Raw genomic sequence first — 23,463 nt, forward strand, 5'->3', positions numbered from 1 at the left:
TATGAATATGTTTTACCAGCCGTTCCGCCGGATTAGTGAAGTAATCTGGGCCAGATGATGGCGGCTATGCCAGATGTATCTTTGAATTGCGGCATCCAGCGTCAACGTGCCCAGACCGGCACTTACGAAGCTTCGATCATAATCACCCGGCTTCAGTGAAGTAAGCAGGGTTGCGAATCTCCGGTTAAGCAGCTCCACCAGCTGAAGTGAGGACTCCGCCGGTTCATCCGTATAATCGCTCTGCTCCGCCCAGAGATCCTGTCTGTAGCTTGGTACCTGCGGTGCTTCTTCTGTCAGCCCCCGTTTGAAGCGCAGATAGGCATACATGCCGGTATCCGCCAGATGATGCACGACCTGACACACTGTCCAGCCGCCCGGACGGTAAGGCGTGTCTAACTGCTCCGCCGTTAGCGGCCCTACAGCCTCCCTAAGTTCAGCCGCCAGCTGCTTCATGATCCGTATGGATTCTTGCCGCGCTTCTTCCGTGCGGCTCTCCACAGCTGTAAATTTCCCGATCGGATACTTCAGTAACTCCAGTTCCTGCTCTGTCGGTTTGTGGTTCATTTCCCTCACGGCTCCTCATTATTAATCAATGGATATCGGACTACTCGCTATCGATATCAATTCATAGACCTCTTCCAGGGTTCCCACTGTATAATCCGGCTTCACCCCATGCTTCCAGGCGAGCTGCTCCCGGTTGATCCAGCAGGATTTGATTCCCGCCCGGGCTGCTCCCAGCACATCTGATGCCGAGTCTCCGATATGGAGAATCTGCTCCGGCTCCACACCATAATGGGCGATAACCTCAGTGAACATCCGGTTATGACTGTCATTCTTATAAGACTGGTACCTTTCGGAAGTGAATAAAGCGATAGGATAACTCCGGTAGAAGTCCGGAAGCATAAGCTCATCGGTATCACTGACAATGCAGACCTGATACTCCCCGCAGATCCGCTGTAGGAAGGCTTCGGTGTCCGCATACATTGCGGACAGCCGGTGCTGGGCAAACAGGTTATCAACAGCCTGAGAGCAATCATAGTCCAAGCCATACTGCATGAATACTTGCTGAAATCCTCTGCTGTATATTTCCTTGCTGCTGATGAAGCTGCCCGCCTCCCGTGCTTCGGTTGATACAGCGAAATAGTGGCTGAGCAGCTTGCTGCCCAGCTCCCGGGACTTATTTTCGCTGAATTCCTGCTTAAGAATCGGCTTCCAGACTTCTGCCCGCCTCCCCTGAATATTCACCAGAGTCTGGAACATATCCAGACTAATAACCTTGAATGTCTGCATGGACCCGTCTCCTCTTCTGATCAGGAATTGAACCTTGCCGTCACGAACACCGCCGGTGAATTCCAATAAATGGTGACCTCATTCGTCGAGTAGCTGTCTTCATGATCAACGAAACACTGGGCTGCCGGTTTGCCTTGCAAGTGCTCCTGCACATATTCATCATGCAGCCCGCGGTCAGGTCCCCCTGAGACCAGACCCGGAACGGGTTCTGCTATGTTGTCTCCCACGGATGGGCGGTGATGCGGATGCATGACCGCATGTTCACCGAAGCCGGTCACGTAACTGATGCCCAGCACATTGCGGCCGAGCAGATAATGCAGATGATCCAGTGCACAGGCCGCATATTCAGTCTCCCCGCTGAAATGCTCCGCCGCCAGCAGCAGCATGGCATTATTCATGACCAGCATGTTGCTGCCCCAGATATAATCCTCTTCCCGCAGCGAGATTCTGTAACCATCCTCCCGGCTCTGCCGGAGGAGGCGCGCGGCTTCAGCCACCAGCCCCTCCTTCAGCTCCGCATACAGAGAAGCCTCAGCTTGCTCTTCCCCGTTCAACAGGTATGCCAGTGTGCCATAGCCGCCCATATCCGCCCAGCCGAGGCTGTATTTCGGGAATGGAAGCTTCGCCAATTCTCTGGCTGCGCTATGGTATTGCTCACCGCCTGTAGTCCGGAACAGCTCCGCCGCTGCCCAGAAGCGCTCGTCGTGATCTTCCTCATCACCGTATTCCCCGGTCGTAATACCCGGCGGATTAGTGAAGCCCGGCTCCGCCGGATGTGCCTCCATCCAGCTCCAGGCAGCCACCGCAGCTTCCAGGCACCGGGCAGCATAGACTTCATCGAACGGCTTATAGACCCGCGCCGCCAACGCCATTACACCGGCGAAGTCACCTGTAGCCGTAGCGGACACCGGGGAGAAATACAACTCCGCCGTATCCTCTTCCGGCATCACATCAAGCCCAGGGAAGTTCTGTGTGGTCAGCTTGTGGTACACAGCACCGCTGCCGCTCTCCTGCATTTTGAACAACCAGTCCAGCTCCACTTTACATTCCAGCAGTACATCCGGCATCACGCCGTCACTCTCCGGCAGTGTACATACACCGGCAAATGCCGCAGGATACAGCTCCCAGGCCAGCAGCAGATCGGCAACGGCCTTGGCTCCGGGCCCTGAATATTTCCCGTAATCACCGGCATCATGCCAGCCTCCGCAGCTGTCCAGCTTCAGCTCCGGCTGGCCGATTACCGTTCCTGCTGCCAGATGACAGGACTCATGTCCCCAGGGTCCGGCGTACTCTCCGCTTAGCTCCACTCCGCAGCGGTAATAATAGAAGGCCTTCAATAAACCCTGCTGCAGCTCCCCGTAAGGCTTGTCTGCAATCATAAACGCAGCCGAAGCCTGTCCATCCTCACCTTCAATCCGGTACTTGCCCGGAGCCGTCACGGCGGAGAATACACCGGTATGTACACGGCTCCCGCTTGCCTTATCCTCCACTCCTTCCCCTGTCTGTCCGCTAAATACAACGCTTCCAGTCTGCAGATCAACTACCCGGAAACGGAACACCTCTCCGGTAAATAGGGCAAGCTTCTCCCCTGCACTGGAATAACCCGCCTGGTTCACTGTAATGGTACGAAGACGCTGTTCACTCACCTGTCATCTCTCCCTTGTTCATAGTTTCTGCCAGAAACACTGCAACACCATTCTCATTGTTGGATGCGGTAATCCGATGTGCGACAGCTTTGAGATCCTCATGGGCATTCTCCACCGCGACACCTGTTCCCGCTGCAGCAAACAGCCCCAGATCATTCAAATGGTCGCCGAAGACAACAACATCCGCTGTATCCAGCCCCATATGCTGTGCCCATAGCTTCAGCCCCTGGCTCTTATTCGCATCCGGATGGCTGAATTCCAGGAAATAATGATCTTTTATGTATATATCCTTCATGAAATGAATATGTACCTCTGAACCGAACCGGTCAAGCACTTTCTGATGCAGCGGGGCCAATTCCTCCTGCCGTCCGATGTAAGTTATCACCACCGTCCGGTGATCTGCCGGACAATCAAGCCGCTTCACCTCACGGAAACGTACATCATTCATACGGGACTTGTAGAACTCCACATCTCCTGTGCGGATAGGCGCTTCATACAGCACCCGCTCGCCGTCCGCTGCATCCAGCAGGAAATGAAACGGTGTAAGTTCAAATTCCCGTCCGATGTTGATGATTTCCCCGGAAATAACGGGGTCCAGCCAGTAACCGGCAATCACTTTGTGCGTCATGCTGTCATAGATAAGTGCCCCATTATAAAGAATAAGCGGATATTTCCAGGAAATATCCGCAGCTACGATGTCTGCACTGATGAACCCTCTAGCTGTAGCGAAGCTGATTATCATTCCTTGTTCCATCGCTTCCGTTATTACCCGCACTGTGTAAGCAGAGAGTTTTTGTTCCGAGTTCAGCAGGGTTCCATCCAGATCTGTAACATAGGCCATTCTGTGCATGAGCCTTCCACCCTTCGACTTCGGAATGGCTATTCCCCTAACAGCTTAATAAAGTTTGCCGGCAGGTTAAACTGCTGATTATTGAGGATAATCTCCCGCAGTCCGGAGAAGGAATCCTCGTCCTCCTGGGCATCCTTGATTTCCTGAATCTCACGGTGCAGCCGTTCCATCTGCAAATCGAGTGCGTTCGCTTTGTCTGCCGCATTCTTGAGTTCACGTGTCAGATGCTCGGGAACCGCCTGGCTGTATTTATAGAAAATTTTATGTTCCAGACTGGCCCAGAAGTCCATGGCAATCGTACGGATCTGCACCTCTACACAGACATGCTCCTGGCAGTCAGACATAAATACCGGAACCTCTACGAGCAGGTGCAGGCTCTGGTAACCATTCGGCTTCGGGTTCTTGATATAATCTTTGACCGCCAGCACCTTGAGATCGTCCTGCTTCTGCAGCATGGCACTGACCTGATAAATATCCGAAATGAACGAGCAGGTGATGCGCAGTCCGGCAATATCCTTGATGCTGGATCTGATCTGTGCGAGTGACAGCTCATTGTTCTTGCGCAGCATTTTATTCATAATGCTCTCCGGGGATTTAATCCGCGACTTGGTATGCTCGATCGGACTGTAGTCGTGGAGCAGCTGAAATTCCTCTTTGAGAATCTCAATCTTGGTCTCCATTTCGGCGAGGGCGAATTTGTAAATCATCATAAACCGGGTAAGCTCATATTTAATCTGCTTGAATTTCTCTAATTGATTGTCGGCATTCATTGTAATTTCTCCTTTATGCTGCTGCACAGAATTGCTATAGTAATCTCTCATTAATCATAGCCAATCTATTCCCGGAATACAAACCGGCAAGCTATACCTTCTTCTAGTTGCGCAAAAAACGGATACACCATCCCGGGGGGACGGTATATCCGTTCATAAGAACCGGGCGCTCTCCAGAGAGGCCGCTTATCCGGCGTATCAATTAAAGACTTCAACTACAGACAGGCTGCGCTCACGGGACAAATCTCTGAAGCCCTCGTCTACCTTTACCAGCGGCTTGAACAGATCCAGCGGGTTATTCATTACAATCATACCCATTTCGCCGTTGCTGAGCTGAACATTCTTACCTACGAAGCTTGGCAGCAAATGTCCGGTAAGTGCCTGTACAACCGTTCCGTTCAACTGGCCGAAGCCCATCTCATGTACCTTGCGCAGTACTGTAACCAGTCCTTGCTTCGGACGGTTCAAGGTTGAAGTGGTCAAGGACATATATATGTTGGCTACGGTAACAATTTGGGTGTAAGGGTGAATATTATTTTTGAGCAGCTGCTTCGGATATCCAGAGCCATCCTCATATTCATGATGCTGCAGCGCCACGAGTGCTGTAACCTCATCCAGCTTGGAGCCGCGGATTAGATCATAACCATAGGAGGTGTGGCGTGCCAGTTCCTCTATTTCAGAACCGGTTAGAATACCCGGTTTGTTCAGGATAGACAGGGGAACCTGGCTTTTGCCGATATCATGAAGGTAGCCCGCGCGGCTGATCAGATAACGCTCCTCCTTGGAGTAGCCCATCCATAATGCAATATAATATGATAGTAAGCCAACCTGTAAAGAATGATGGTATGTATCAATGTCATCCCGGTCCAGCAGAAGCAGCAGGGAGACTACGTCCTTTTGCCCCTCCAATGTTTCCAGAAGCGGTTTCAATGTATCATCGACCATGGACTGTGAGAAGCTCCCCTGGGTCAACGCTTCCAGAAAAATAGATTCATAATTCAGGATAGCGTGATCGAAATCATCATGCAATCCGTGACTTTGCTCTTCTTCACTGCCCGTTTGCTGCATACTGCGCGGCTCAATATCCACATAATGAATTTTGTGCCGGATGAGGATACTAATCTCCTCCCGTTCAACATGCGTCCCCTTGGGGAGAACATGCAGACCTACACCGTTGAAAGTGTCTGTCATAAGACAATCGCCGTGTTTGAGATCCGTGACATGTACTTTCAAGTTTCAGCACTCCTTTAGTTTATAGGAATATTCCGTTATGCTCCACTTGATCATAGTCAATAGACCCCAAAGTAACAATCCGGTGAAAGTCACAATCTGCCCTTAATATAGTTCAAATGAATCCCTGTCTTAAGCCGCCTTTCCATTAAATATTCACATCCACTTCACAAATCTCTTATATTTCAGCTTGATTCCGTTGGCTTCCGTCCAGTTCATCAGTCTTTTCATGTCCTCCTCCCGGTCTTCGATGAACCTGAAGCACAGATTAACCGGGACAATCCTTTTACCTTCGGGCAATATTCCTACTAACGGACCATCTATGTATATTGCCTTAATCTCCTTGCCGGAGTAACTCCGGTTGCGAACTATAAGTGCATCTGTCTCCCATTGGAGACTACTGGCCTTCCGCAAAGCGTTGAATAGAATGAACAGAAAAGCCAGGAGGCTGGCACTCAACCAGAACACCCGGATATAGTAGATATACGGATGCCTATCTGCGTTGGTTATGGGAGTCAGAGCCACGAGCAGCCCCGGGAGAAGGATGCCTATCAATGTCCGAAGGGACATGGGGGCCTTGATTCTGCTGCCGGCGGAGTATTCAGGCATTGTGTTCTCCTTCCATTGAACAAATTTATAGTATAATTCCGTTATGCTTACAAAACGATGCTTATGCTTCCGTAGTCAGTTTTGACGAAGTGATCACAGGGAGCTTATGCTTACAAAACTTTTAGGAGGATCAATTATGTACGAGCATCTGGTAGCTTTCCAATTCAATGAGCATTTCGAACCGGGCAGTGAAGAAGGCCTGATTGCAGCCTTGCTGGGGCTGAAGGATCAGATTCCGGGAATTGTGGAGATTACGGCAGGAGTGAACATGACGGAGGAAACAGAGAATATCCACGGCTATACGCTGGGGCTTCGCGTGACCTTTACAGATCAGGAAGCCCTGCGTCAATACGGGCCGCATCCGGCGCACCGTGCTTTTGTGGCAAGGCTGGAGGGGATTCTGGAGAATGTCGTCGTGGTAGATTACCCGGTTCGCCCGTAGCTTATATCAGAAAAGATTATTCACATCAAACAGCACTTTACCAATCAGTTTGTCTTTGGCTACAAACGGAGTACTCCATAAATGCGCGTCATAGCTGACATTCCGGTTATCGCCAAGGAAGAAATAGTGGTCTGCAGGAACGGTGACTGGTCCGAAGGTGTAGGTCATCGCTTCCTGGAGATACGGCTCGTCAACCGCCTCATTATTACGGTACAGGGTACCGTCCTTAATCTCAATTTCATCTCCCGGCAGCCCAATCAGCCGTTTCACATATCTTTTATGCTCATCTCCGGCTACCGGGGGATAGAACACAACAATGTCGCCATGCTTCAGCGAGGAGTTCCAGAGCATTTTGTCCACAACCAGGCGGTCGTTAATCTCAATGGTCGGAATCATGGAGCCGGTCGGTACTCTCATCGCTTCGGCCACGTAAGTCCGGATAAATAAGGATAGAATAATGCCGATTGCAATACTGGGCACCCATTGTCTCAAGAATTTCTTCATAATATGCCACCTCGAATTAGTATAATTAGGCTTCAAAACGTCCGATAATCCGTGACATTTCCAGCTCTGCATCCACAGCAGAATGTTTAGGCAGATGAATCACAAGCAAACCGCCGAAGATCTGCTCCCATCTCCCCTCGTGCTCCGTAACCCGTTCAGTGAAGCTGCGGATCTCCTGCGAAGCAGCCGCTTCTTTGCTAAGCAGCCAGGCATACCTGACGAACCCGGATTTCTGCACCGTTTCTACATAATAGGCAATGCCCTCTTGTTCTCTCACTCTGATAATGTCTCCAAGAGCAATCCCCGGGTTAAAAATCGGCGTTTCTTCAATCCGGTATTTGTCCGGGGCAACTGGAGTCACATCCAGAACCTCAATCTCACGGCCACGCTCATCAAAGCAAATATGTAATCCTACTGTTCCCGGCAATGCATACACCCCAGTTCTGCTTCTGCAAAGATAAGAAATACAGCTAACAATACTCCTCCAAAAGCGTTATCCACCACTGCTTGTTCACCAGATACTTATAACCGGGCGGCAGCAGAAGATAACCATGGACCGGCTTCACGGGTTCCGTAATACCATAGACCAGATCAATCCTCAGTGTGAAGGTACTGATGTTTCTGCCTGTCTGCACCTCAAACTCGTTAATATAATTGTAGATGTCCGGTGCAGCCTCCCAGAAGCGCATAGCAGTCTGCCCCCCCACCTCCATCTCCCACCATTCTATAAAAGCCGGCCACAGTCCGGCACAGGTCTGCCGCAGTGCCGGATCGGCCACAGTCTCAAACCCCGGAGGCTGATGCAGCAGCGGATGTCTCCCCGCCAGGATGCAATCCGTTTTATAACGCACCAGCTCCAGCCACCACTGTTCATAAGCCAACTTCAGCGAATCGGAGTCCGGAAGACCCGGGTCAGAGCCGGAAGCAGGCCACACATGCTGCCCTCCAGGTCCGCGCAATGCCCCGACTGAACAGCCTACATATGATGCGAAGTTCAACCCGTAATCTCCGCCAATGCTGATATGCCATTGATTAGCTCCATTCAGCTCATGCATGACCATTCTCCTCTGTTCAAGTTCAAAATGTGATCTTCCAGACAATTCCCGGCGTCAGCGCCATAGCTAAACTGTAAGGGAAATTCCGGCAGAACGCAATCCTCATCCTTGGGCTGCGGCTCCCAGCTATTTCAGGTTGTCATTCATTTCATCGCGCGCAATGACCTTGCAATGATGCCCTCCAGTACCTTCCAGGGAAGCAGCATTTTGCCCAGCATGAGGACCCGTGAGCCTTTGCCGACAGGATAGCGCAGTTTGGGTGCACGCTTCTCTGTAATCCGCCCGATCAGCTCAGCAACCTCCTGCGGATCCGGCGCTGTCTCAGCGGTCCGCCGGGAGTAGCGCAGCACCTCCTCCAGCCTGGCCTGGTAAGGAGAGCCTTCGCTGCTATGGATTCCGGCAATGCCTTTTCCCCAGATCGGCGTGCGGAATGAGCCGGGTTCCACCAGTACTACGCGGACGCCAAAAGAAAGCATCTCCTGCCGCAGGCTCTCGCTGAAGCCTTCCACTGCAAACTTGGAGGCGGCATACGGTGCATATCCGGGAAAACCGGTCAGCCCGCTGACACTGCTTACGTTGATAATCAGCCCCGCGCGCTGCATGCGCATGATGGGAAGTACCGCCTTGGTTACTGCTATCAGGCCGAAGAAGTTCGTCTCCATCTGCCGCCGCCACGCCTCCATGCTTACTTCCTCCACATAGCCGCCTACAGCATATCCGGCATTGTTCACCAGCACATCCATTCTTCCGAACAGCTCAGTAACCGCGTGGATTGCTGAAGCAACGGAAGATTCATCCGTCACATCCAGCGTCATCAGATGAATACGCTCCAGAACACCTGCCTGTTCAGCCTGCTGAACAAGCTCATCTTTGCGGCTGAGATCCCGCATGGTTGCGATTACCTTATAGCCTCTGCGCGCCAGTGTAAGTGCAGTCAGCAGCCCGAAACCGCTGGAAGTGCCGGTAATGAGTGCGATTGGATCATGACCATGGGGCAAATTGGAAATAGGTTCCATAAGCAACTCCTTTAGTTAGGTGATTATTAGCGGCCTAGCTGCAATGCCAGATAGTTGTTCTTAATATAGTTATATCCCGAGTATACAGTCATGCCCAAAGCGCCATACATCAGTGTCTGGCCGACCGGAAACGAAGTGAACAGGCTGAACGGAGCATCATTCAACAGGATTGCCGAGATGGCCGCAACCTGCAGCACCATTTTCCACTTGCCATATCTGTCAGCTGATAGAGCCAGTCTTTGCGCTGAAGCAGCGATCCGGATGCCCATCATTACAATTTCCCTGGCCAAGATTATAAAAGCAATCCAAGAAGCGATCAAATGCAGGCTTACCATCAGGATTAACGCAGCGGCAATGAGCAGTTTGTCTGCCAGAGGATCAAGCAATTTCCCGAAATTTGTGATCTGATTATATTTTCTCGCGATATATCCATCCAGCTTGTCTGTGGCAGAAGCCACAATAAAGACCAATGCCGCATAGAAAACCCCATGTATTTCAAGATGCTGCAGGATCACCGATTTGCTGATTAACGCATCAGGATAAATGGGAAAAAGTGCAATGAACACGGGAATCAGTAATATCCGGAATAAGGTGATACGGTTAGCGAGATTCATTTTTTGCCTCCTACGATTTGTTGATCCAGACTACAGCTTCAGCTTCTGAATCAGCGGCATGCCGATCCGCCGGAGCAGCTGCTCCAGAAATGACCAGCCGCAGCGGTTCAGCCAGGAAGTGTCCTGGTCGTACACGGCAGAATATTCTATGGCCCCCACCGCTCCCCGATTGCGTTTGAACTGGCCTACACCAGAGCTCTCATGCAGCAGTAGACCGCGGCTTCCGGCAAGCCCGATCAGAACGGCAGACAGCATACGGTAGAGTCCGACAGACTGGGGCAGAGCTGTGTCATAGCCGAAGAGCGGCGCTGTCATTGCGCCATCCCGCTCATAGAAGCCAAGTACCGCATCCAGCCTTCCTTCCTGTTCATGCCGCAGCCCGTAGATCTGCAGCGTCCCCCGCTCCAGTGCCAAGGCAATGAAAGCTTCTGTAAACTGCGGGTTATACGCCGAATACTTGTCAATGTACAGCAGCCTATACAGCTCCACAATCCGGTTAATATCCTCTGGTTTAATTTCAGCCGGGGATACTTCGGTGTACCCGTGTTTGGCCAGCAGACTATGGTCGCGTTTAACGAGCCATCTGGCTTTGGAGCCGGTGCTGTTCTGCTGCAGCAGGTAAATCTGCCGGCTTGGCACCAGCTTGCAGCCGTACCCGCGCAGACTGCCGATGAGGTCTCCTGAAGTTTCTATACTGAGCGAGCGGTACATAATCGTATAGCCGGGATAGGCGTGACGGAGATACTCCAGCAATTCCGTCAGCTGACTGGCGCTGAGCGCAGGATACAGATTGGTGGACAGCAGCCAGTTATTAACCTGAATCACCCGGTTGAACCGTCCTTGTCTCAGCAGCCAGCCCATTCCCCCCAGCATGATGGATAATGCGCCTTCAAGCATCCGGTTGTTCAGCAGAGCAAGCTCCTCGCGCGCATAACTGACATAATGCGTATAGGGGGAACACACATATGAATTATCATAATTGCCATCGTTGACCGTAACCGGAACCGGGATCCCGTCCACTGTCAGCACCTTAACGATGGTATGGACGTTGGAGATATAATATTCCGTATCCCGTTCCAGCAGCGGAGTAATATACTCGCGGGCATACCGCCCATATTCTGTATCCGGCCATTCCAGCTGATCCACCGAATGGCGGTCATATTGAATTACTCTGCTGTTCACAGCTTCCAGCCCCTCTCCACCCGGCGCAGCTTCTGCCTGCCGGGAGTGAAGCTGTACGCTCTGAATTTCAGCTGCGGAGGAATACAGGACAGCCGAGCGAACAGACGTGACAGCTCGCCGGCAATCAGCGGCTCCGTATCTTCCGTGCTGCCCGGCCGTGTGCGGTACGAGATCTCCAGCTCAAGCAAGCTATGCTGGATAACGCGGTAATGCTCAATATCTGCAGAGGCTGCCAGTACTGCCCGGGTGATGAAATCCGGAAACACCGTGACCATTTGGCCGTCTGAAACATGCGGCAGATACAGGATATCATCACAACGGCCTTCAATCCGCTCGATCGCTGTAAACAGTGAACCGCAGGGACAAGGCTCAGCCGCTTCGGTCAGAATATCATTCAGCCGGTAGCGGACTATAGGCTGGACGGATCTGGAGAAATCGGTCACGACCGGTATGAACCGCCGGGATGCCTCATCAAGTACTTCCTTTTCAATATGTACGATGTCCTCATTGAGATGCAGTGTCCCATGACTGCAGGTAGCGCCAAGAAAGCCCTCGGTGCATTGATAAGCCTGATGCACCTTCTGTCCGAAAGTACGCTCAATATGCTCCCGGTCCAGCGGGTCCAGCACTTCCGCGACAGCGATGATTCTGCGCGGCTGCAGATTCAGGCTGCCTGACTGCCGTGCTTCGGCCAGCAGTCTCAGCATGGAAGGCGGTGCGATCCAGATATCCGGCCGGTATTGCTCCATCCGTGCGAGGAGCTGCGGAAGCGGCTCCAGCAGATCGAAGTACTGGAACTGCAGCCGGCCCTGCTCCACGGATTCGTACAAATTGCTGTTCGCCCGCAGGAAAAAAGCAATCCGCGCACGTCTCCACAGTCCTCCAGGCAAAAGCTTAGCCAGCACGGTACCGGTCCAGGCTGCCTGTTCGTCTTCTCCGACTAGAAAGATTCCCCGGCTGCCCGAGGTTCCTGAGGACAAACCAACAGTGACGCCTTGAAGGGTAGGCTTGAAATCCCTGCTGTTCTCCGCTTCATAGGCTTCGGCAAACGCCTGTTCCTTCGTGATACCCGCTGTATTCAGGTCATCGAAATTCCCCATCATCAGTGACTTCTCGATCACAGGAAACTTCCGCCATTCAGCCGCCGGAATGCCTCCCCACAGCTCCCTGTAGAACCGTGAGCTCTCCCTTACCTTGTCCACATGGCGCCGGATGCGCAGCTCCTGCCATTGCTCCAGCTCTGCGCGGTTCTTCCAGCGCCGGCCCCATTTAGTGAGAATATAATGTGTAATGACTAGCCTCATCCGCTTCATTTCACACTTCCCGTTCCCCAGAGCGCAAGCGCCTCGCGGCAATGGCTCGGTACGATCCGGATGTCCGGAAACCGCTCATGGATCTGGCGCAGCCGTTCAAAATTCTGTTTGTACTCCGCGCGGCTGGACATGATCAGGCCGGCTGCCGGATGCGGTTTGCGGTTCTCCCGGAACGCCCGGCTGGACCAGACCGTATCCGCGCAGAGCAGATAATCATGTTCCCCGGTGGAGACGAACAAGCCAATCATGCCGGCGGCATGGCCTGACATCTCCACCGCCAGCAGGCTTCCGTCTCCAAGCAGATCATACGCCTCCGTGAACGGAAGCCCTTCCGGCAGCTGGCGCATAGCCGAATACTCATCTACGGGCAACGAACGGACGTTGAAGTCCTCCGGCAGCAGTCCCGGCAGAAATCCTGCCTTCGTTGCCCGGACCGGACCCAGTCTGCTTACGGCATCGTAGGATTTACGCAAATAGATAAACTTCGCCTGCGGGAAATCCTGCACCCCGCCGATATGATCGGCATGGAAATGAGACAGCACAACATAACGAACATCCTCCGGAGCAAACCCGCCTTCCTGGAGCCGCCGCGCAGCGCTCTCTTCATCTGTATACACTACTGGTGTGATCCGGCGGTAGAGCGAAGCCGGCATACGCGCTGTTTCCTGAAAGAACCGGGCACTATAGCCCGTATCGAACAGGATTGGGCCATGCTGCGGATGCCGGATCAAGGCATAGCCTGCCGGAAAACGGGCGGGCTTAAGCGAACCTCCCCGCAGTGTCAGCAATTCAGGATGCAGGCAATATCCCGCAGACAATATAGATAATCCAACCGGTATCTCTGTAATCATTGCTGTTCCCTCCACCATTCTGCGAAGTTACGAAGACCTTCGTCTAAGGTCACGCGCGGGTGATAGCCAAGCTGCTTCCGGGCCTCCGAAATATCCAGCGTCTGGGAGATTCCCAGCGCGGCTGCCGAATAACGGGTGAGCAGCGGTTCTCCCAGGAAAGGCAGCAGCCTGTGGACACCCTCCATCATCCCTGCTGCGGCATAAGCGGCAGCATACGGCAGCCGCCTGGTATGCAGAGGAATATCAAGCAGGGAGAACAAGCTGGCCACCAGGTCCCTGAACATGACCGGCTCACCGTTGGTAATGTTATAGGCCCGCCCGGAGGCAGAGTGCGGGGCTTCACAGCAGAGCAGCATGGCATCGATTACGTTCTCCACACAGGTAAGATCAATTCTTGCCGTTCCGTCGTTCATCAGCGGAACACCCTTGGTCTCATTAGCCGCAAGCAGCCGCGGGAAGAGGGCATTGTCCATCGGGCCGAAGATCGCTCTCGGCCGGAGCATAAATGCTGTAAGCCCGTGCCCTGCTGCCTGCTCCACTACCTGCTCGGCCATAAGCTTCGTCGCGGCATAAGCATTGGCCGGCTTCCCGGGCAGCGGGTCACTCTCCCGGATTCCGAAGCGGTGACGCTGGCTGGAATACACGCTTGGTGTAGAGATATGAATCAGCCGCCCTACACCCTGCCGCTTGCATCCTTCGGCAATATGGCCTGTCGCTTCCACATTGCATGCATAGAAGTCCCGGTATTTCCCCCAAGGCGAAGACAACGCCGCACAGTGGAATACGAAATCCATCCCCTGACAGGCACGGTCTGCCGTTTCAGCATTCCGCAGGTCCCCTGGAAGGAATACCGCTCCTTCCTTCTCAAGCCGTCTCCCAAGCTCAGGATTCCGACCCTGCCCGTAGACCTCCCAGCCCAGCTTAACCAGTCTGCGTACGGTATGCTGCCCCAGAAAGCCGGTCGCCCCTGTCACCAGTGCTTTTGTCATCCTTCACCATTCCATTCTATATCTTCTGTCAGCGCTTCTGTAATTGATATCCGGTACCGCCAGGCAGTCTTCTGCGCGGCATAGACCACACGGAACTGCTCGCGGAAAGGACGCTGGTCATCCTTCCGGCAGATTACATCTTTTGCCCCGCGCAATGCCCGTCGCCAATTGCTCCAGCCTCCGCGCCCCGGCTTCAGTCCGCAGCCGAGCATGGGCAGAGTCAGCATAGCTCTTCGGCCTGAGCGCGGAATCAATACCTCTCCCGTCTGCACAAGCATACCGGGGTTCAGCAGAGCCTCCGTTAGCCCCTCCTCCGGGGTGAACAGATGAATCCCGCTGGTCGCACGCGGATTGCATTCAATCGGATACAGAATTCCATCCTCCGACTCTATAAAATCAAACCCGATCTGGCCGCTGAAGCCAATAACTCCGGCAAACCGCTGCACCCATTCCTGTGCCGCTGGGTGGTCAAGATGCTCGAAATATACACTCGCACCGCTCCGGCCCGTCCGGTACCTGCTGTCATACGCTGCATGCGCTACTACCGAGCCTTCATGCACGATACTGTAAGTACAGACTGCCTTGCCCTTGATATACTGCTGTGCCACCCAGGGTGCAGCAGCGGAAATACCGGACGGAGGGGGGATTTGTCGCTGCTTCTGGCTCCGGGACCCTGCGGCATCACCGCTACCAGGCAGGATCACTTTAGAGGCAAACCGGGAAAAGGCCGGTTTATAGACCTGCTGTTTACCGTCCGCCGCAGCAATCTCTTGGGTCCGGTGCCACTCGGCAGCGCTGATGATTAGAGTAGTCTCCGGGACGGCAAATCCAAGAGAGCGGACCCAGTCAATGAACTCCCCCTTGTGATGCAGCCGCGCCAGGATCTCACGGCAGGGAGCAAGCACCCGGCAGCCGGTTATATGCTCAAGTCCAGCAGCGATATAGAATATCTCTTCGCAGGTGGGAATCAGACAGTTAATATTCAGTTCCTCCGTTAATCCGGCGAGCCGCTGAATATAAGCCTGTGGCTGATGCCGGGGAGAAGGCACAAGGAAGCTGGCCTCGACAGCGGAGGACACCCGGCACAGATGATACTCTGCGCTTTCCGCAACGAAGACCCGGTGGCCTGCTGCCTTGAACAGCCTGGCCAGCTCCAGGGCTACCGGGGCGCGTCCGCCGGTAATCAGAATATTCTGATCAATAATCAATAATCATGCCTCCCAAAGACAACCCTGCCGCTGTACCAATCAGCATAATCCGGTCTCCGCGTGTAATCCGGCCCTGCCCTATCGCTTCATGCAGTCCCATCGGTATGGATGCCGCAATGGTATTGCCATGTCCTGCTGTATTGTCGAGGAACCGGTCCTCGGCAATTCCCAGCTTCTTGCGCAGCAGCCGCATAGCCATGGCACTGCCCTGATGAGGAATGACCAGACGGAAGTCACTCATCTGATTACCCGTAGCTGTAAGCATTTCACTGATGAAATCCGGAAGCAGCTTCGAAGCCTTGCGGAAGATGGCCTGCCCGTCCATATGGAATAAATAAGGCACTGCATTCTCCGCAGTGTATTTCTGGGCATGAAGCCTTGTGCCGCCCCCGGCGATTTCCGAATAACGCGCGCCGCTGCTGTAGGTTTTGAGTGAAGCATGAAGAATCCCTGAGGCATCACCGGCTTCTGCAGGACCAATAACGACTGCCGCCGCCCCGTCACCAAACAGTGCCGAGCTCTCCTTATCCTCCCAGTTGAGCCCTGCCGATGCTATTTCTGTAGCAACCAGCAGTACATTCCTGTATCTTCCCGCTTCAACCATATATGACATAACATCAAGACCTACCAGAAAACTCAGGCAGGTCGCATCGATATCAAAAGCCGGAACGCCGGAATCTGCCTGTCCCATCGCCTGCTGAATGAATACTGCCGTACTCGGAAGCGGCTGCTCCTTGGTCCCGCTTGTACAGACCAGACAATCGATGTCCTCGAAGCTTAAGCCTGCATCGGCCAATGCCGCTTCCGCAGCTTTTGCCCCCATCATAGAAGCAGTTTCACCTTCACCGGCATAGTGACGGACGCCTACTCCGGTAATTTTATTAACCCAGCCCGCAGGTGTGCCAAGGACAAGATCAAGCTCCGCGTCACTAATCTGGCGTTCCGGCAGATATTTGCCTGTACCTTTTATTTTTACATGTCTAAGTTGCATCCTGCATCCCCTATCCTATGAGTACCTAGATGTCGAACTTTATATATTATTGTAAACTATAGATATATTCTACTAGATTTCCTGGCCAAGTCATATAAAAAGAAGCATATCACAAATAAGAACTAATGTTCTTCGTTTGCCTTGACTATCCATTCCTTCAGGGTTATAGTAAATAAACAATAACATACGCTAAGCGGGAGAAGCACCTCGCAGGATCGGCAGTTCATGCCTTTCTTGGAGGTGCTTCTTTGTGTCCTATGGTGTTGTATTGGCAAATTAATGATGACAGGAGCGGAATGGAATGTTGAAATTGAACCGTTTTACCAGCGAGTTTGTAAAGAGAATCACGGTTATGCTGATCCTGCTGACACTTTGGCCTGGTGTTGCCCCTCAGGTTTCTGCTGCTTCAGACTGGGATTCAGCACTTGAAGAGATTCACAATCTTTATTCGGCTTATACGGAACTGCAAGTAGTGTTAAAGTCGGAAATTCAGCGGAATCAGGAGCTGCGCAAGCAGAATAATACGGCGCTCACAGCGGTTAATGCCAAGCTGCAATCCACAGATGCCGCCCAGCTTGCCAAGCTGCGTGCTGCAGCCGAAGCCATGCAGAAGAAGCATGCCCCAGTGCTGGAGCAATACACTTCACTTGGTAAACAGGCGGCAGCTGCGCGCAAGGCCAATAACCTGAAGAGCGCCACGCTCCTTGAGATCAAGCGCAATAAGCTTAAGCCGGCCGCAATTGCAGCGCGGGCTGAGGTAAAGGTCACAACCTCTGCACTAGCAGAAGCCAAGTCGCTTGCTGCTGCAAGAAATAAGCCTGCTAAGGATGCCCTTGCACCCATTGCAAATCTCAAGAAACAGATCACCGCCCAGAACAAGTTGTACTCAGCCATGCAAGCCGAAAGAAGCGAAGCTGACAAACGCTACAAAGCCGCCGTCAAGGCGGGAGATGCCACCAATGCCGCGGCTGCGATGAAGCTGTCTTACAGCAAAATGGGTGAGATCCGGACAATGACCGGACGTATGTACAGCTGGGAACAGCAGATCAGTACAGCACTCCGTTCCGCAGAATTGAAGCTGCCGAAGTAACTTGTCCCGCAGAATCAGAGCAGCTTCACCAGCCAGCAAATGATGTAGGCTCCCGGAACAAGCAGTGCTTGACCCAGCAGTGATCCCAGAAAGCGTGAGCCCATCAGCAGAACATAGATTTTGCCCAGCTGATCACGGTATTCCACATTTTCAGTCGCCTTATGGGTAATGATTCCGAGCTGCGGGTCGATGAACACTGTCAGCAGGATCGTCGCTAACCCGTTTATCAGACCCGAAGCCTGGGATGCAGTTGTGCTTAAGTCAGGCATTAGTTTGGCTGCATACATGGAGGATAACACCCCAACGGTATAGAAGGCCGTAACGAATATATTCATTACAATGAACCGTTTGGGAATACCCAGATAACGGAAGCTGCGCAGCCTTACCTTCGGCCTGCGGATATATTTCCGCGTATTCTTGAGCTGGCCGACGGTTACGCTGGTCAGGAGCTTCGGAATGGAGCCTTCAATCTCAAGCTTGGAGATGATTCTTCCGAACAGCCCTACGAAGGTAGGAAACAAGGCGATGGCTATTAATGTGCCCAGTGAAGAAGCCAGCATAATAATCCGCAGATAGTTGAGCAGCGGAAAGCTGTCATCTATTTTGCCATAGTCTACGAATTTGGCGGTTAAAGGAGCCTGTACCATATTAGCCGTTCTGGAGACCAGCACAATGATACCGGTCAGGGATAAGGCGATGGCAATCTTATTCAGCTTCACTCCGGCAAACCGTACCGAATACGATAACGTCTCAGCAGTGTGAATGATCAAGGTCAGCAGGCATACCACGATTAAACTGTTCGTCATTTGCAGTTACTCATCTCCAAATCAGGCAGCGTTCGGCGGATTACCGGCAGTCTCATTCCAAATTATTACATACCGGCATCGCCTCACTTAATATATATTCTTCCTCCTGTATATTCCAGAATCAATTTTGTAAGATTTGGTCAATTACATAGCAGAACAGAATTCCGGCCGTATACCGGACCAGATCAATCCGGAGGAAGCCCTGGCCCAGAATCAGTCCGCCTGCTGTTGTCGAGCGTACATGTATAATCCATTCTGCCTGATAGAGCTGGCTGAACTCAATCCCGAAGCTGAAGCACAGGCTGAGTATAAGCGACACCTTTAGCGGATACCGGGTCAACAGCACCCGGAAGGCAAGATATATCATCCCTGCCCAGATCGCATCCCCAAAATGTCCGCTGACAAAGCGCGGCAGCTGGTCAGCGTATGCTCTGGTCCCAAGGCCCAGCATAACAGCGAGCATTACTGCGCCGCAGTAGATCAGTTTGGATCTTATTACCGGATTATGCAATGGAATTACTCCTTTGTATTGAAACTGCTGAATCCTATGGGAACAATATCTTCATTTTGCTTAAATGGCAGTGCTCTACTCAAAAATAACTTTCCGTGTATCAGAGGCATCGCTCACAAACAGCTTCGGGGGATACGGGATGGCTAACTCAGGCAGTTCATCTTCCTTGAAGAATTCCAGTTCTTCCGCCTCCCCGTCCACACTTCTCAGATGTCCTTTGACGATGACGCATTCAAACACAATCACCGTGTACTCCACCTGATCACCATTGGAATATTCATACCTGAATTTCTCTCCGCCGAATACTCCGAGGATCTGTTCAGGGGTGACCATCAGGCCGGTCTCTTCGAACACCTCTCTGCGGAGCGCTCTGGATGGTGTTTCTCCAGGCTCGACCGCCCCTGCGGGCAGCCCCCACAGCGTCTCATCTTTCTTGCGGATCAGCAGAATTCTGCCTTGTTCATCCCGCACTACCGCCGCTACTGACGGCATCAGCAGCAGTCCATTGCCGGCCTTCCCGCGCAGCTCCCGGTAATATTCTGACATTGGCATGAAATTCCCTCCTAAGATTGATTTAGCATTTTATTATAACCCTTCATTCCGGCCTAAAGCTCATCCTTGCGAAAAGAAACCGGATTAACCTTGAAGTCTTCCGGCTGATTCTCACAATCAGACAATTCTACCTTGTAGAATTCTTCGACCTCCGTAAGCTGGATCTCCCGGCAGACATATTCGATTTTCCCGTTGTATCCGGCCCAGTCCCGGGTGCTGTCCACCGTCCAGTGCAGCTCTCTGCCGTCATCATAGAAATCATGAATATACGGTCCGCTGTCGGTGCCCCACTCAAGCATGGTAAGATTGTCTCCTTTGCCTTCCTTAAATCTATGTATCATTTCTCTAATTCTGTCCAAATCCAGCTGATCAAAATGCGTAATCAAGTTACGCTGATCCCTGGCCAGAGGGACTGGCTTATTGATTTCCCGTATCCAAAACCCTGCGAGTAAAACTATAATCAGCGCTTCCAGTACGATAATAGCCGGATAGTATTTCTTGAATCTCTTCATATTCCCTCCCGCTCCGGGGTATATTGGGCAACCCGTATACCTCTATATTTGACACTGTTGTAAGATATTCCTTGTCTGTACGTAATCCGAACATACCCGTAACGCAGTCCACTTCCTATATTTTTGGATATAAATATTTCTTAAGTAGAAAGCCTAATGTATAATTGTTATAACAGTTGAATAGTATGATAAGGAGGAATAGAAATGAATAGGGTGATTGAAATGGAACGGAAAGTTACTAAATTCGGTAATAGTCTGGGAATAACCATGACCGAAGCTTTAAAACAAATCGGCCTGGATTTGGGTGATACTGTTCAAATTGATGTACACCCCTCCAGCGGTGAGATTATTATCAGAAAATCAACTAAAGTCACATTGCCTGCCGGAATTAGTGAGGATTTCATGGATTGCCTATCGGATGTTATAAATGAATATGATGAAACTTTAAAAGGACTAAAGGATAGATGAAAGAAATCCGTTATTTGACCATACAGGAAGTTATAGCTATTAATGTTGCAATGATACAGAGATATAGTACTGGAGAGCAGATAGGAGTAAAGAATCCCGGCTTGTTGGAATCTGCAGTTTTTCGTTCTCAATCATCCGCATTCGGTGACGATGCTTATCCTACTATTTTTGAGAAAGCAGCCGCCCTGTTCGAATCGCTTGGTCAAAACCATCCGTTTCATAATGCGAATAAACGCACGGCGTTTACTGCTCTTGTCATTTTTTTACGCTACAATGGCTTGAGCTTCAAGATGGAGCAGAAATTATCTGAAGACTTTACAGTTGATATGGTGAACCATCAATATAGTTTTGATGACCTGGTGTTAATGATTCAAAGGCATTGTGTAAATTAACGCTTAAGCAATCGCAACCAGCTCAATTAACTGAAGGCGGCCTCATAAATGCAGAAAGCAGCGATTCTCCTGTTATAGGAGAATCGCTGCTCTATGTTATTGCTCGTATACGCCAGCTTCAGTTTTTTACTGCTGTGGGACATTCATCCCTCACCAAGCTCCAGCTGCTCCGTAGGATCCAGCTCCCTCAGCCCGCGCCGACGGGTACGGAAAGTCCACAGCAGATCTGCCGAGAATAGCAGCATAGCCAGCGGAATCACCGGTGTCCATACCTGCTCAACATGCAGATACAGGAAATGAACCAGCGGCTGCAAACCATAGATACAGGCAATAGACAACCCCCACCAGTACAGCGAGAATTTCAGGCAGATATGTCCCTGCAGCTGATATGGCATTCCCGAATAATCCCACCACTGCTTACGAAAAATACCCTTGAGCAGCCAGCCGCTGACAAACTCAACAGCCGACGGAACAATCAGAGCAAGCATCAGGAATACAGGAAGCGGAAGCCCAATACCCTGTCCCGTCAGCAGCAGCAGCGGCGCACAGCCGTACATGGGTTTGAACGGACCCTTCAAGAAGCCTTCTTTGCGGAAGGTGCCTGCGCTGTAGAGGTTATAACTGCCTTCAAGCACCCAGCCGAGGAAAGAATATACGGTGAAATAGAACAAATACGGACTTATAGCTGCCAGTGCATTATAACTATCTTGCAAGAGTACCGTTGTCATCGTGTTCGCTCCCGCCTCCAGCCCCAGTATTTCACTAATGGAAGCTAGTATGCCTCCGGGAAACGGAGGTTATGACGGTAATTTCTGGCGGTCCTCACAAGAAGAACAAAATCACCCTAACGGGTGAATCAGCCCGAGCTATGCAGCCTTACAGCTAATGTAGATTTTAAGCCATCTCACATTGCTCTATTCTGAATGCTTTGTTTGGGGCAGCCTCCGGTAAAATCAGGGGCACTTTTGCCCCTCATTCCCGCCTGCTGCCCACTTTTGGCGGATTCAGAGGGATTTATCCCTTTAATTTCCTCACACCGCCCGCTTTCAGCGGAATCAGAGGGATTTATCCCTTTAATTTCCTCCTACCGCCCACTTTCAGCGGATTCAGAGGGATTTATCCCTTTGATTTTCCAAGCCTCCGACTGCCGGGGATTCTGTGGAATTCCGGATACAAGAACTCATTCATCCTTCAGACGGACCTGCTCCAATTTCCAGAGAAGCTTATCCACAACAGACGAATATCGTAATTTCCTATACAAAGAAAAAGCTGCAGGGTTCCGGTTAGGAACTGCAGCCATGTATTGGTGGTATTGGTTCATTCCTTGTGCTGCTGTTCTCTCTGCATCTGCATTAAGGGCGGACCTTCCTCACGCTGGCTTCTCAGTGTTTCCAGCTTCATGTCGCTTCGCACACCGAAGCTCGATCCGTACTTCTTCTCGAGGTTGCCTGTCAGGGCATCACCGCGCTTTTGCCGATACCGGCCGTTCTCGTTCCGACTACGCATACTAGGTTTCCTCCCTGCAATTTGAATTGCCTGAGACCTGTAAACCTGCGATGATCTGGAGAATCAAGACGTGATGAGGTTGTACTTCCCTATAGTATACAGTATTTACTAAACCAAGCTCAATATGCCCATGTACACAAGCGCAAACAAACTTAAACCGGATACCCTCGTAAGGAGAGCGTCCTACCAATGTGAAAAAAGACTGTCCCTTAGGAACAGTCTGCTGCATCCATGCGCAATGTATTTGACGCTCTAATTCTTCGGAAGCGGGTCGGGATGAGCGGATTCTGCCGGTTTGGCAACCCAGTCATCGGCTTCCGGTTCAATGTCCACACCATTTTCCATCTTTTTGCGTTCCGCGAGTGAATCACCGTCTTTATTCTCTTTGTTGCGGATGTCTGCTTCATTCTCGATATGATCTGGCATCTGAACTCCTCCTTATGCAAGCTGTGCAGGTTTTGAACTACTTAGTTATAGTTACCCGTTGACCTGTTTTGCAAACATTTTGGCTGGAGGTTATTTCACACGGCGCTCCCACTGATCCTGCCAGACTGATTGCAGGGACTCATACTGCTGAATCGCTGAGTTCCTGTCTTCTGCCGGATAGCTGAGAATGATGCTGTCATCACCAGGATCATCTTCCCCGTAAATTGCATAGTAGAAGCTGTTACTAGCATAACCGGGTGCCTTCTCCCCCTTCTGCAGGGCAAGACTCCATGCCATACTGCCGGAATCTGCAAATACCTGACCCAATACTTTAATTTCACCCCGCGCGGCCTCCACGGCACAGATCATGAACCCCAGCTCCGAATTCAACTCACAGTATTCATACTGAACCCCGTTAACAGCAAGCTTGCCGGTGTAGGACCGGGTTTTTTCGGCATAAGCACCTTTCAGTGTTACAGTTACTGTCTTCTCATAACCCGCATCCTGCAGCTTATAGGCGGTTACCTGCATTTCCCGGTCCAGCCGGACCACCTTGGGTGCACTCAGGAAGCCGTAAGCAATAATTCCTGCCAGAATAAATACAGCAATACAGCCGTAGAGCAATTGTCTCAAACCGGCA

The 23,463-nt window shown here is 51.6% G+C and carries 30 protein-coding genes; 4 read left to right on the forward strand and 26 right to left on the reverse strand.

The window, feature by feature from the left end:
- Positions 1-12: 12 nt before the first annotated feature.
- The 7 genes from NSU14_RS17845 to NSU14_RS17875 form a co-directional block, all read right to left on the reverse strand.
- The gene (locus tag NSU14_RS17845) at positions 13-564 is read right to left on the reverse strand and encodes a YfiT family bacillithiol transferase (RefSeq protein WP_042136146.1); all 552 of its coding nucleotides are present in this window, start codon (positions 562-564) and stop codon (positions 13-15) included.
- A gap of 21 nt (positions 565-585) precedes the next feature.
- Positions 586-1,290 (reverse strand): HAD family hydrolase, encoded by a 705-nt coding sequence (locus tag NSU14_RS17850; protein WP_052421814.1) that lies wholly within the window; start codon positions 1,288-1,290, stop codon positions 586-588.
- A gap of 20 nt (positions 1,291-1,310) precedes the next feature.
- Positions 1,311-2,936: a glycoside hydrolase family 9 protein gene (locus NSU14_RS17855; protein WP_042136144.1), complete on the reverse strand. Its 1,626-nt coding sequence runs from the start codon at positions 2,934-2,936 to the stop codon at positions 1,311-1,313.
- Positions 2,929-3,786 (reverse strand): Cof-type HAD-IIB family hydrolase, encoded by an 858-nt coding sequence (locus NSU14_RS17860; RefSeq protein ID WP_042136143.1) that lies wholly within the window; start codon positions 3,784-3,786, stop codon positions 2,929-2,931. Before NSU14_RS17860 ends, NSU14_RS17855 begins: the two co-directional genes overlap by 8 nt.
- Positions 3,787-3,815: 29 nt before the next feature.
- Positions 3,816-4,556, reverse strand: a complete 741-nt coding sequence (locus NSU14_RS17865) for a GTP pyrophosphokinase (RefSeq protein ID WP_042136141.1) — start codon at positions 4,554-4,556, stop codon at positions 3,816-3,818.
- A gap of 198 nt (positions 4,557-4,754) precedes the next feature.
- Positions 4,755-5,789, reverse strand: coding sequence for an HD-GYP domain-containing protein (locus NSU14_RS17870; RefSeq protein WP_042136140.1), 1,035 nt, complete (start codon positions 5,787-5,789; stop codon positions 4,755-4,757).
- 153 nt (positions 5,790-5,942) lie between these two features.
- Positions 5,943-6,395 carry a hypothetical protein gene (locus tag NSU14_RS17875; RefSeq protein ID WP_076246619.1) on the reverse strand — a complete coding sequence of 151 codons (453 nt, stop codon included), beginning with the start codon at positions 6,393-6,395 and terminating at the stop codon, positions 5,943-5,945.
- Between the two features lie 136 nt (positions 6,396-6,531).
- Here NSU14_RS17875 and NSU14_RS17880 point away from each other — a divergent pair, with 136 nt between their 5' ends.
- Complete coding sequence (locus NSU14_RS17880) at positions 6,532-6,837, forward strand: Dabb family protein (RefSeq protein ID WP_042136136.1); 306 nt, start codon at positions 6,532-6,534, stop codon at positions 6,835-6,837.
- A 6-nt stretch (positions 6,838-6,843) separates the two neighbouring features.
- On the opposite strand, the gene lepB is transcribed toward NSU14_RS17880, so the two are convergent.
- From lepB to NSU14_RS17935, 11 genes are all read right to left on the reverse strand, one after another.
- On the reverse strand, positions 6,844-7,341 hold the full coding sequence (lepB, locus tag NSU14_RS17885; RefSeq protein WP_042136135.1) for a signal peptidase I: 498 nt from the start codon (positions 7,339-7,341) through the stop codon (positions 6,844-6,846).
- A 25-nt stretch (positions 7,342-7,366) separates the two neighbouring features.
- Complete coding sequence (locus tag NSU14_RS17890) at positions 7,367-7,768, reverse strand: DUF4265 domain-containing protein (RefSeq protein ID WP_179093582.1); 402 nt, start codon at positions 7,766-7,768, stop codon at positions 7,367-7,369.
- A gap of 43 nt (positions 7,769-7,811) precedes the next feature.
- A complete protein-coding gene (locus NSU14_RS17895; protein WP_042136131.1) occupies positions 7,812-8,396 on the reverse strand; it encodes a hypothetical protein in 585 nt (194 codons plus the stop codon).
- A 143-nt stretch (positions 8,397-8,539) separates the two neighbouring features.
- Positions 8,540-9,412 (reverse strand): SDR family oxidoreductase, encoded by an 873-nt coding sequence (locus tag NSU14_RS17900; protein WP_042136129.1) that lies wholly within the window; start codon positions 9,410-9,412, stop codon positions 8,540-8,542.
- A 26-nt stretch (positions 9,413-9,438) separates the two neighbouring features.
- Positions 9,439-10,026 carry a CDP-diacylglycerol--glycerol-3-phosphate 3-phosphatidyltransferase gene (pgsA, locus tag NSU14_RS17905; RefSeq protein WP_076246621.1) on the reverse strand — a complete coding sequence of 196 codons (588 nt, stop codon included), beginning with the start codon at positions 10,024-10,026 and terminating at the stop codon, positions 9,439-9,441.
- A 30-nt stretch (positions 10,027-10,056) separates the two neighbouring features.
- On the reverse strand, positions 10,057-11,208 hold the full coding sequence (locus tag NSU14_RS17910; protein ID WP_340946552.1) for a GNAT family N-acetyltransferase: 1,152 nt from the start codon (positions 11,206-11,208) through the stop codon (positions 10,057-10,059).
- Complete coding sequence (locus NSU14_RS17915; RefSeq protein ID WP_445670096.1) at positions 11,205-12,512, reverse strand: F390 synthetase-related protein; 1,308 nt, start codon at positions 12,510-12,512, stop codon at positions 11,205-11,207. The genes NSU14_RS17910 and NSU14_RS17915 overlap by 4 nt, the downstream gene beginning before the upstream one ends.
- 5 nt (positions 12,513-12,517) lie before the next feature.
- Positions 12,518-13,372, reverse strand: coding sequence for an MBL fold metallo-hydrolase (locus tag NSU14_RS17920; RefSeq protein WP_340946555.1), 855 nt, complete (start codon positions 13,370-13,372; stop codon positions 12,518-12,520).
- Positions 13,369-14,361 (reverse strand): NAD-dependent epimerase/dehydratase family protein, encoded by a 993-nt coding sequence (locus NSU14_RS17925; RefSeq protein ID WP_340946557.1) that lies wholly within the window; start codon positions 14,359-14,361, stop codon positions 13,369-13,371. The genes NSU14_RS17920 and NSU14_RS17925 overlap by 4 nt, the downstream gene beginning before the upstream one ends.
- Entirely contained in the window at positions 14,358-15,569 is a 1,212-nt protein-coding gene (locus NSU14_RS17930) for an ATP-grasp domain-containing protein (RefSeq protein WP_340946559.1), read from the reverse strand. Before NSU14_RS17930 ends, NSU14_RS17925 begins: the two co-directional genes overlap by 4 nt.
- The gene (locus NSU14_RS17935) at positions 15,559-16,560 is read right to left on the reverse strand and encodes a beta-ketoacyl-ACP synthase III (RefSeq protein WP_340946561.1); all 1,002 of its coding nucleotides are present in this window, start codon (positions 16,558-16,560) and stop codon (positions 15,559-15,561) included. The genes NSU14_RS17930 and NSU14_RS17935 overlap by 11 nt, the downstream gene beginning before the upstream one ends.
- Positions 16,561-16,861: 301 nt before the next feature.
- Here NSU14_RS17935 and NSU14_RS17940 point away from each other — a divergent pair, with 301 nt between their 5' ends.
- On the forward strand, positions 16,862-17,650 hold the full coding sequence (locus NSU14_RS17940; protein ID WP_042136114.1) for a hypothetical protein: 789 nt from the start codon (positions 16,862-16,864) through the stop codon (positions 17,648-17,650).
- Between the two features lie 14 nt (positions 17,651-17,664).
- Here the strand turns inward: NSU14_RS17940 and NSU14_RS17945 are convergent, their stop codons facing one another.
- From NSU14_RS17945 to NSU14_RS17960, 4 genes are all read right to left on the reverse strand, one after another.
- The gene (locus tag NSU14_RS17945; protein ID WP_039297192.1) at positions 17,665-18,456 is read right to left on the reverse strand and encodes a lipid II flippase Amj family protein; all 792 of its coding nucleotides are present in this window, start codon (positions 18,454-18,456) and stop codon (positions 17,665-17,667) included.
- A 121-nt stretch (positions 18,457-18,577) separates the two neighbouring features.
- Entirely contained in the window at positions 18,578-18,967 is a 390-nt protein-coding gene (locus NSU14_RS17950) for a ribosomal maturation YjgA family protein (protein WP_340946563.1), read from the reverse strand.
- A gap of 75 nt (positions 18,968-19,042) precedes the next feature.
- Entirely contained in the window at positions 19,043-19,519 is a 477-nt protein-coding gene (locus NSU14_RS17955; protein WP_076246633.1) for an NUDIX domain-containing protein, read from the reverse strand.
- Positions 19,520-19,572: 53 nt separating this feature from the next.
- On the reverse strand, positions 19,573-20,031 hold the full coding sequence (locus tag NSU14_RS17960; RefSeq protein WP_340946568.1) for a hypothetical protein: 459 nt from the start codon (positions 20,029-20,031) through the stop codon (positions 19,573-19,575).
- 204 nt (positions 20,032-20,235) lie between these two features.
- Between NSU14_RS17960 and NSU14_RS17965 the strand changes: the two genes are divergently transcribed.
- Together NSU14_RS17965 and NSU14_RS17970 are read left to right on the forward strand one after the other, a co-directional pair.
- Positions 20,236-20,499 carry an AbrB/MazE/SpoVT family DNA-binding domain-containing protein gene (locus NSU14_RS17965; protein ID WP_076246637.1) on the forward strand — a complete coding sequence of 88 codons (264 nt, stop codon included), beginning with the start codon at positions 20,236-20,238 and terminating at the stop codon, positions 20,497-20,499.
- Positions 20,496-20,891, forward strand: a complete 396-nt coding sequence (locus tag NSU14_RS17970) for a type II toxin-antitoxin system death-on-curing family toxin (RefSeq protein WP_076246639.1) — start codon at positions 20,496-20,498, stop codon at positions 20,889-20,891. Before NSU14_RS17965 ends, NSU14_RS17970 begins: the two co-directional genes overlap by 4 nt.
- Before the next feature lie 143 nt (positions 20,892-21,034).
- Here the strand turns inward: NSU14_RS17970 and NSU14_RS17975 are convergent, their stop codons facing one another.
- From NSU14_RS17975 to NSU14_RS17990, 4 genes are all read right to left on the reverse strand, one after another.
- A complete protein-coding gene (locus NSU14_RS17975; RefSeq protein ID WP_042136108.1) occupies positions 21,035-21,619 on the reverse strand; it encodes a putative ABC transporter permease in 585 nt (194 codons plus the stop codon).
- Positions 21,620-22,208: 589 nt separating this feature from the next.
- Positions 22,209-22,397 carry a hypothetical protein gene (locus NSU14_RS17980; protein ID WP_039297241.1) on the reverse strand — a complete coding sequence of 63 codons (189 nt, stop codon included), beginning with the start codon at positions 22,395-22,397 and terminating at the stop codon, positions 22,209-22,211.
- Positions 22,398-22,649: 252 nt separating this feature from the next.
- The gene (locus NSU14_RS17985; RefSeq protein WP_179093583.1) at positions 22,650-22,823 is read right to left on the reverse strand and encodes a hypothetical protein; all 174 of its coding nucleotides are present in this window, start codon (positions 22,821-22,823) and stop codon (positions 22,650-22,652) included.
- A 90-nt stretch (positions 22,824-22,913) separates the two neighbouring features.
- Positions 22,914-23,456 (reverse strand): hypothetical protein, encoded by a 543-nt coding sequence (locus NSU14_RS17990; RefSeq protein ID WP_340946572.1) that lies wholly within the window; start codon positions 23,454-23,456, stop codon positions 22,914-22,916.
- Positions 23,457-23,463: the final 7 nt, after the last annotated feature.

This window comes from Paenibacillus sp. FSL R10-2771, from assembly GCF_038000205.1.
GTDB lineage: Bacteria > Bacillota > Bacilli > Paenibacillales > Paenibacillaceae > Paenibacillus_AQ > Paenibacillus_AQ phytohabitans.

Coding starts and splice junctions, on each gene's coding strand:
- NSU14_RS17970 (WP_076246639.1), top strand. CDS start 20,496: ATGAAAGAAATCCGTTATTTGACCATACAGGAAGTTATAGCTATTAAT.
- NSU14_RS17865 (WP_042136141.1), bottom strand. CDS start 4,556: ATGAATGCCGACAATCAATTAGAGAAATTCAAGCAGATTAAATATGAG.
- pgsA (WP_076246621.1), bottom strand. CDS start 10,026: ATGAATCTCGCTAACCGTATCACCTTATTCCGGATATTACTGATTCCC.
- NSU14_RS17895 (WP_042136131.1), bottom strand. CDS start 8,396: ATGCATGAGCTGAATGGAGCTAATCAATGGCATATCAGCATTGGCGGA.
- NSU14_RS17915 (WP_445670096.1), bottom strand. CDS start 12,512: ATGAGGCTAGTCATTACACATTATATTCTCACTAAATGGGGCCGGCGC.
- NSU14_RS17965 (WP_076246637.1), top strand. CDS start 20,236: ATGAATAGGGTGATTGAAATGGAACGGAAAGTTACTAAATTCGGTAAT.
- NSU14_RS17850 (WP_052421814.1), bottom strand. CDS start 1,290: ATGCAGACATTCAAGGTTATTAGTCTGGATATGTTCCAGACTCTGGTG.
- NSU14_RS17940 (WP_042136114.1), top strand. CDS start 16,862: ATGTTGAAATTGAACCGTTTTACCAGCGAGTTTGTAAAGAGAATCACG.
- NSU14_RS17900 (WP_042136129.1), bottom strand. CDS start 9,412: ATGGAACCTATTTCCAATTTGCCCCATGGTCATGATCCAATCGCACTC.
- NSU14_RS17960 (WP_340946568.1), bottom strand. CDS start 20,031: ATGAAGAGATTCAAGAAATACTATCCGGCTATTATCGTACTGGAAGCG.
- NSU14_RS17975 (WP_042136108.1), bottom strand. CDS start 21,619: ATGACAACGGTACTCTTGCAAGATAGTTATAATGCACTGGCAGCTATA.
- NSU14_RS17860 (WP_042136143.1), bottom strand. CDS start 3,786: ATGCACAGAATGGCCTATGTTACAGATCTGGATGGAACCCTGCTGAAC.
- NSU14_RS17980 (WP_039297241.1), bottom strand. CDS start 22,397: ATGCGTAGTCGGAACGAGAACGGCCGGTATCGGCAAAAGCGCGGTGAT.
- NSU14_RS17985 (WP_179093583.1), bottom strand. CDS start 22,823: ATGCCAGATCATATCGAGAATGAAGCAGACATCCGCAACAAAGAGAAT.
- NSU14_RS17920 (WP_340946555.1), bottom strand. CDS start 13,372: ATGATTACAGAGATACCGGTTGGATTATCTATATTGTCTGCGGGATAT.
- NSU14_RS17945 (WP_039297192.1), bottom strand. CDS start 18,456: ATGACGAACAGTTTAATCGTGGTATGCCTGCTGACCTTGATCATTCAC.
- NSU14_RS17880 (WP_042136136.1), top strand. CDS start 6,532: ATGTACGAGCATCTGGTAGCTTTCCAATTCAATGAGCATTTCGAACCG.
- NSU14_RS17955 (WP_076246633.1), bottom strand. CDS start 19,519: ATGCCAATGTCAGAATATTACCGGGAGCTGCGCGGGAAGGCCGGCAAT.
- NSU14_RS17875 (WP_076246619.1), bottom strand. CDS start 6,395: ATGCCTGAATACTCCGCCGGCAGCAGAATCAAGGCCCCCATGTCCCTT.
- NSU14_RS17845 (WP_042136146.1), bottom strand. CDS start 564: ATGAACCACAAACCGACAGAGCAGGAACTGGAGTTACTGAAGTATCCG.
- NSU14_RS17935 (WP_340946561.1), bottom strand. CDS start 16,560: ATGCAACTTAGACATGTAAAAATAAAAGGTACAGGCAAATATCTGCCG.
- lepB (WP_042136135.1), bottom strand. CDS start 7,341: ATGAAGAAATTCTTGAGACAATGGGTGCCCAGTATTGCAATCGGCATT.
- NSU14_RS17925 (WP_340946557.1), bottom strand. CDS start 14,361: ATGACAAAAGCACTGGTGACAGGGGCGACCGGCTTTCTGGGGCAGCAT.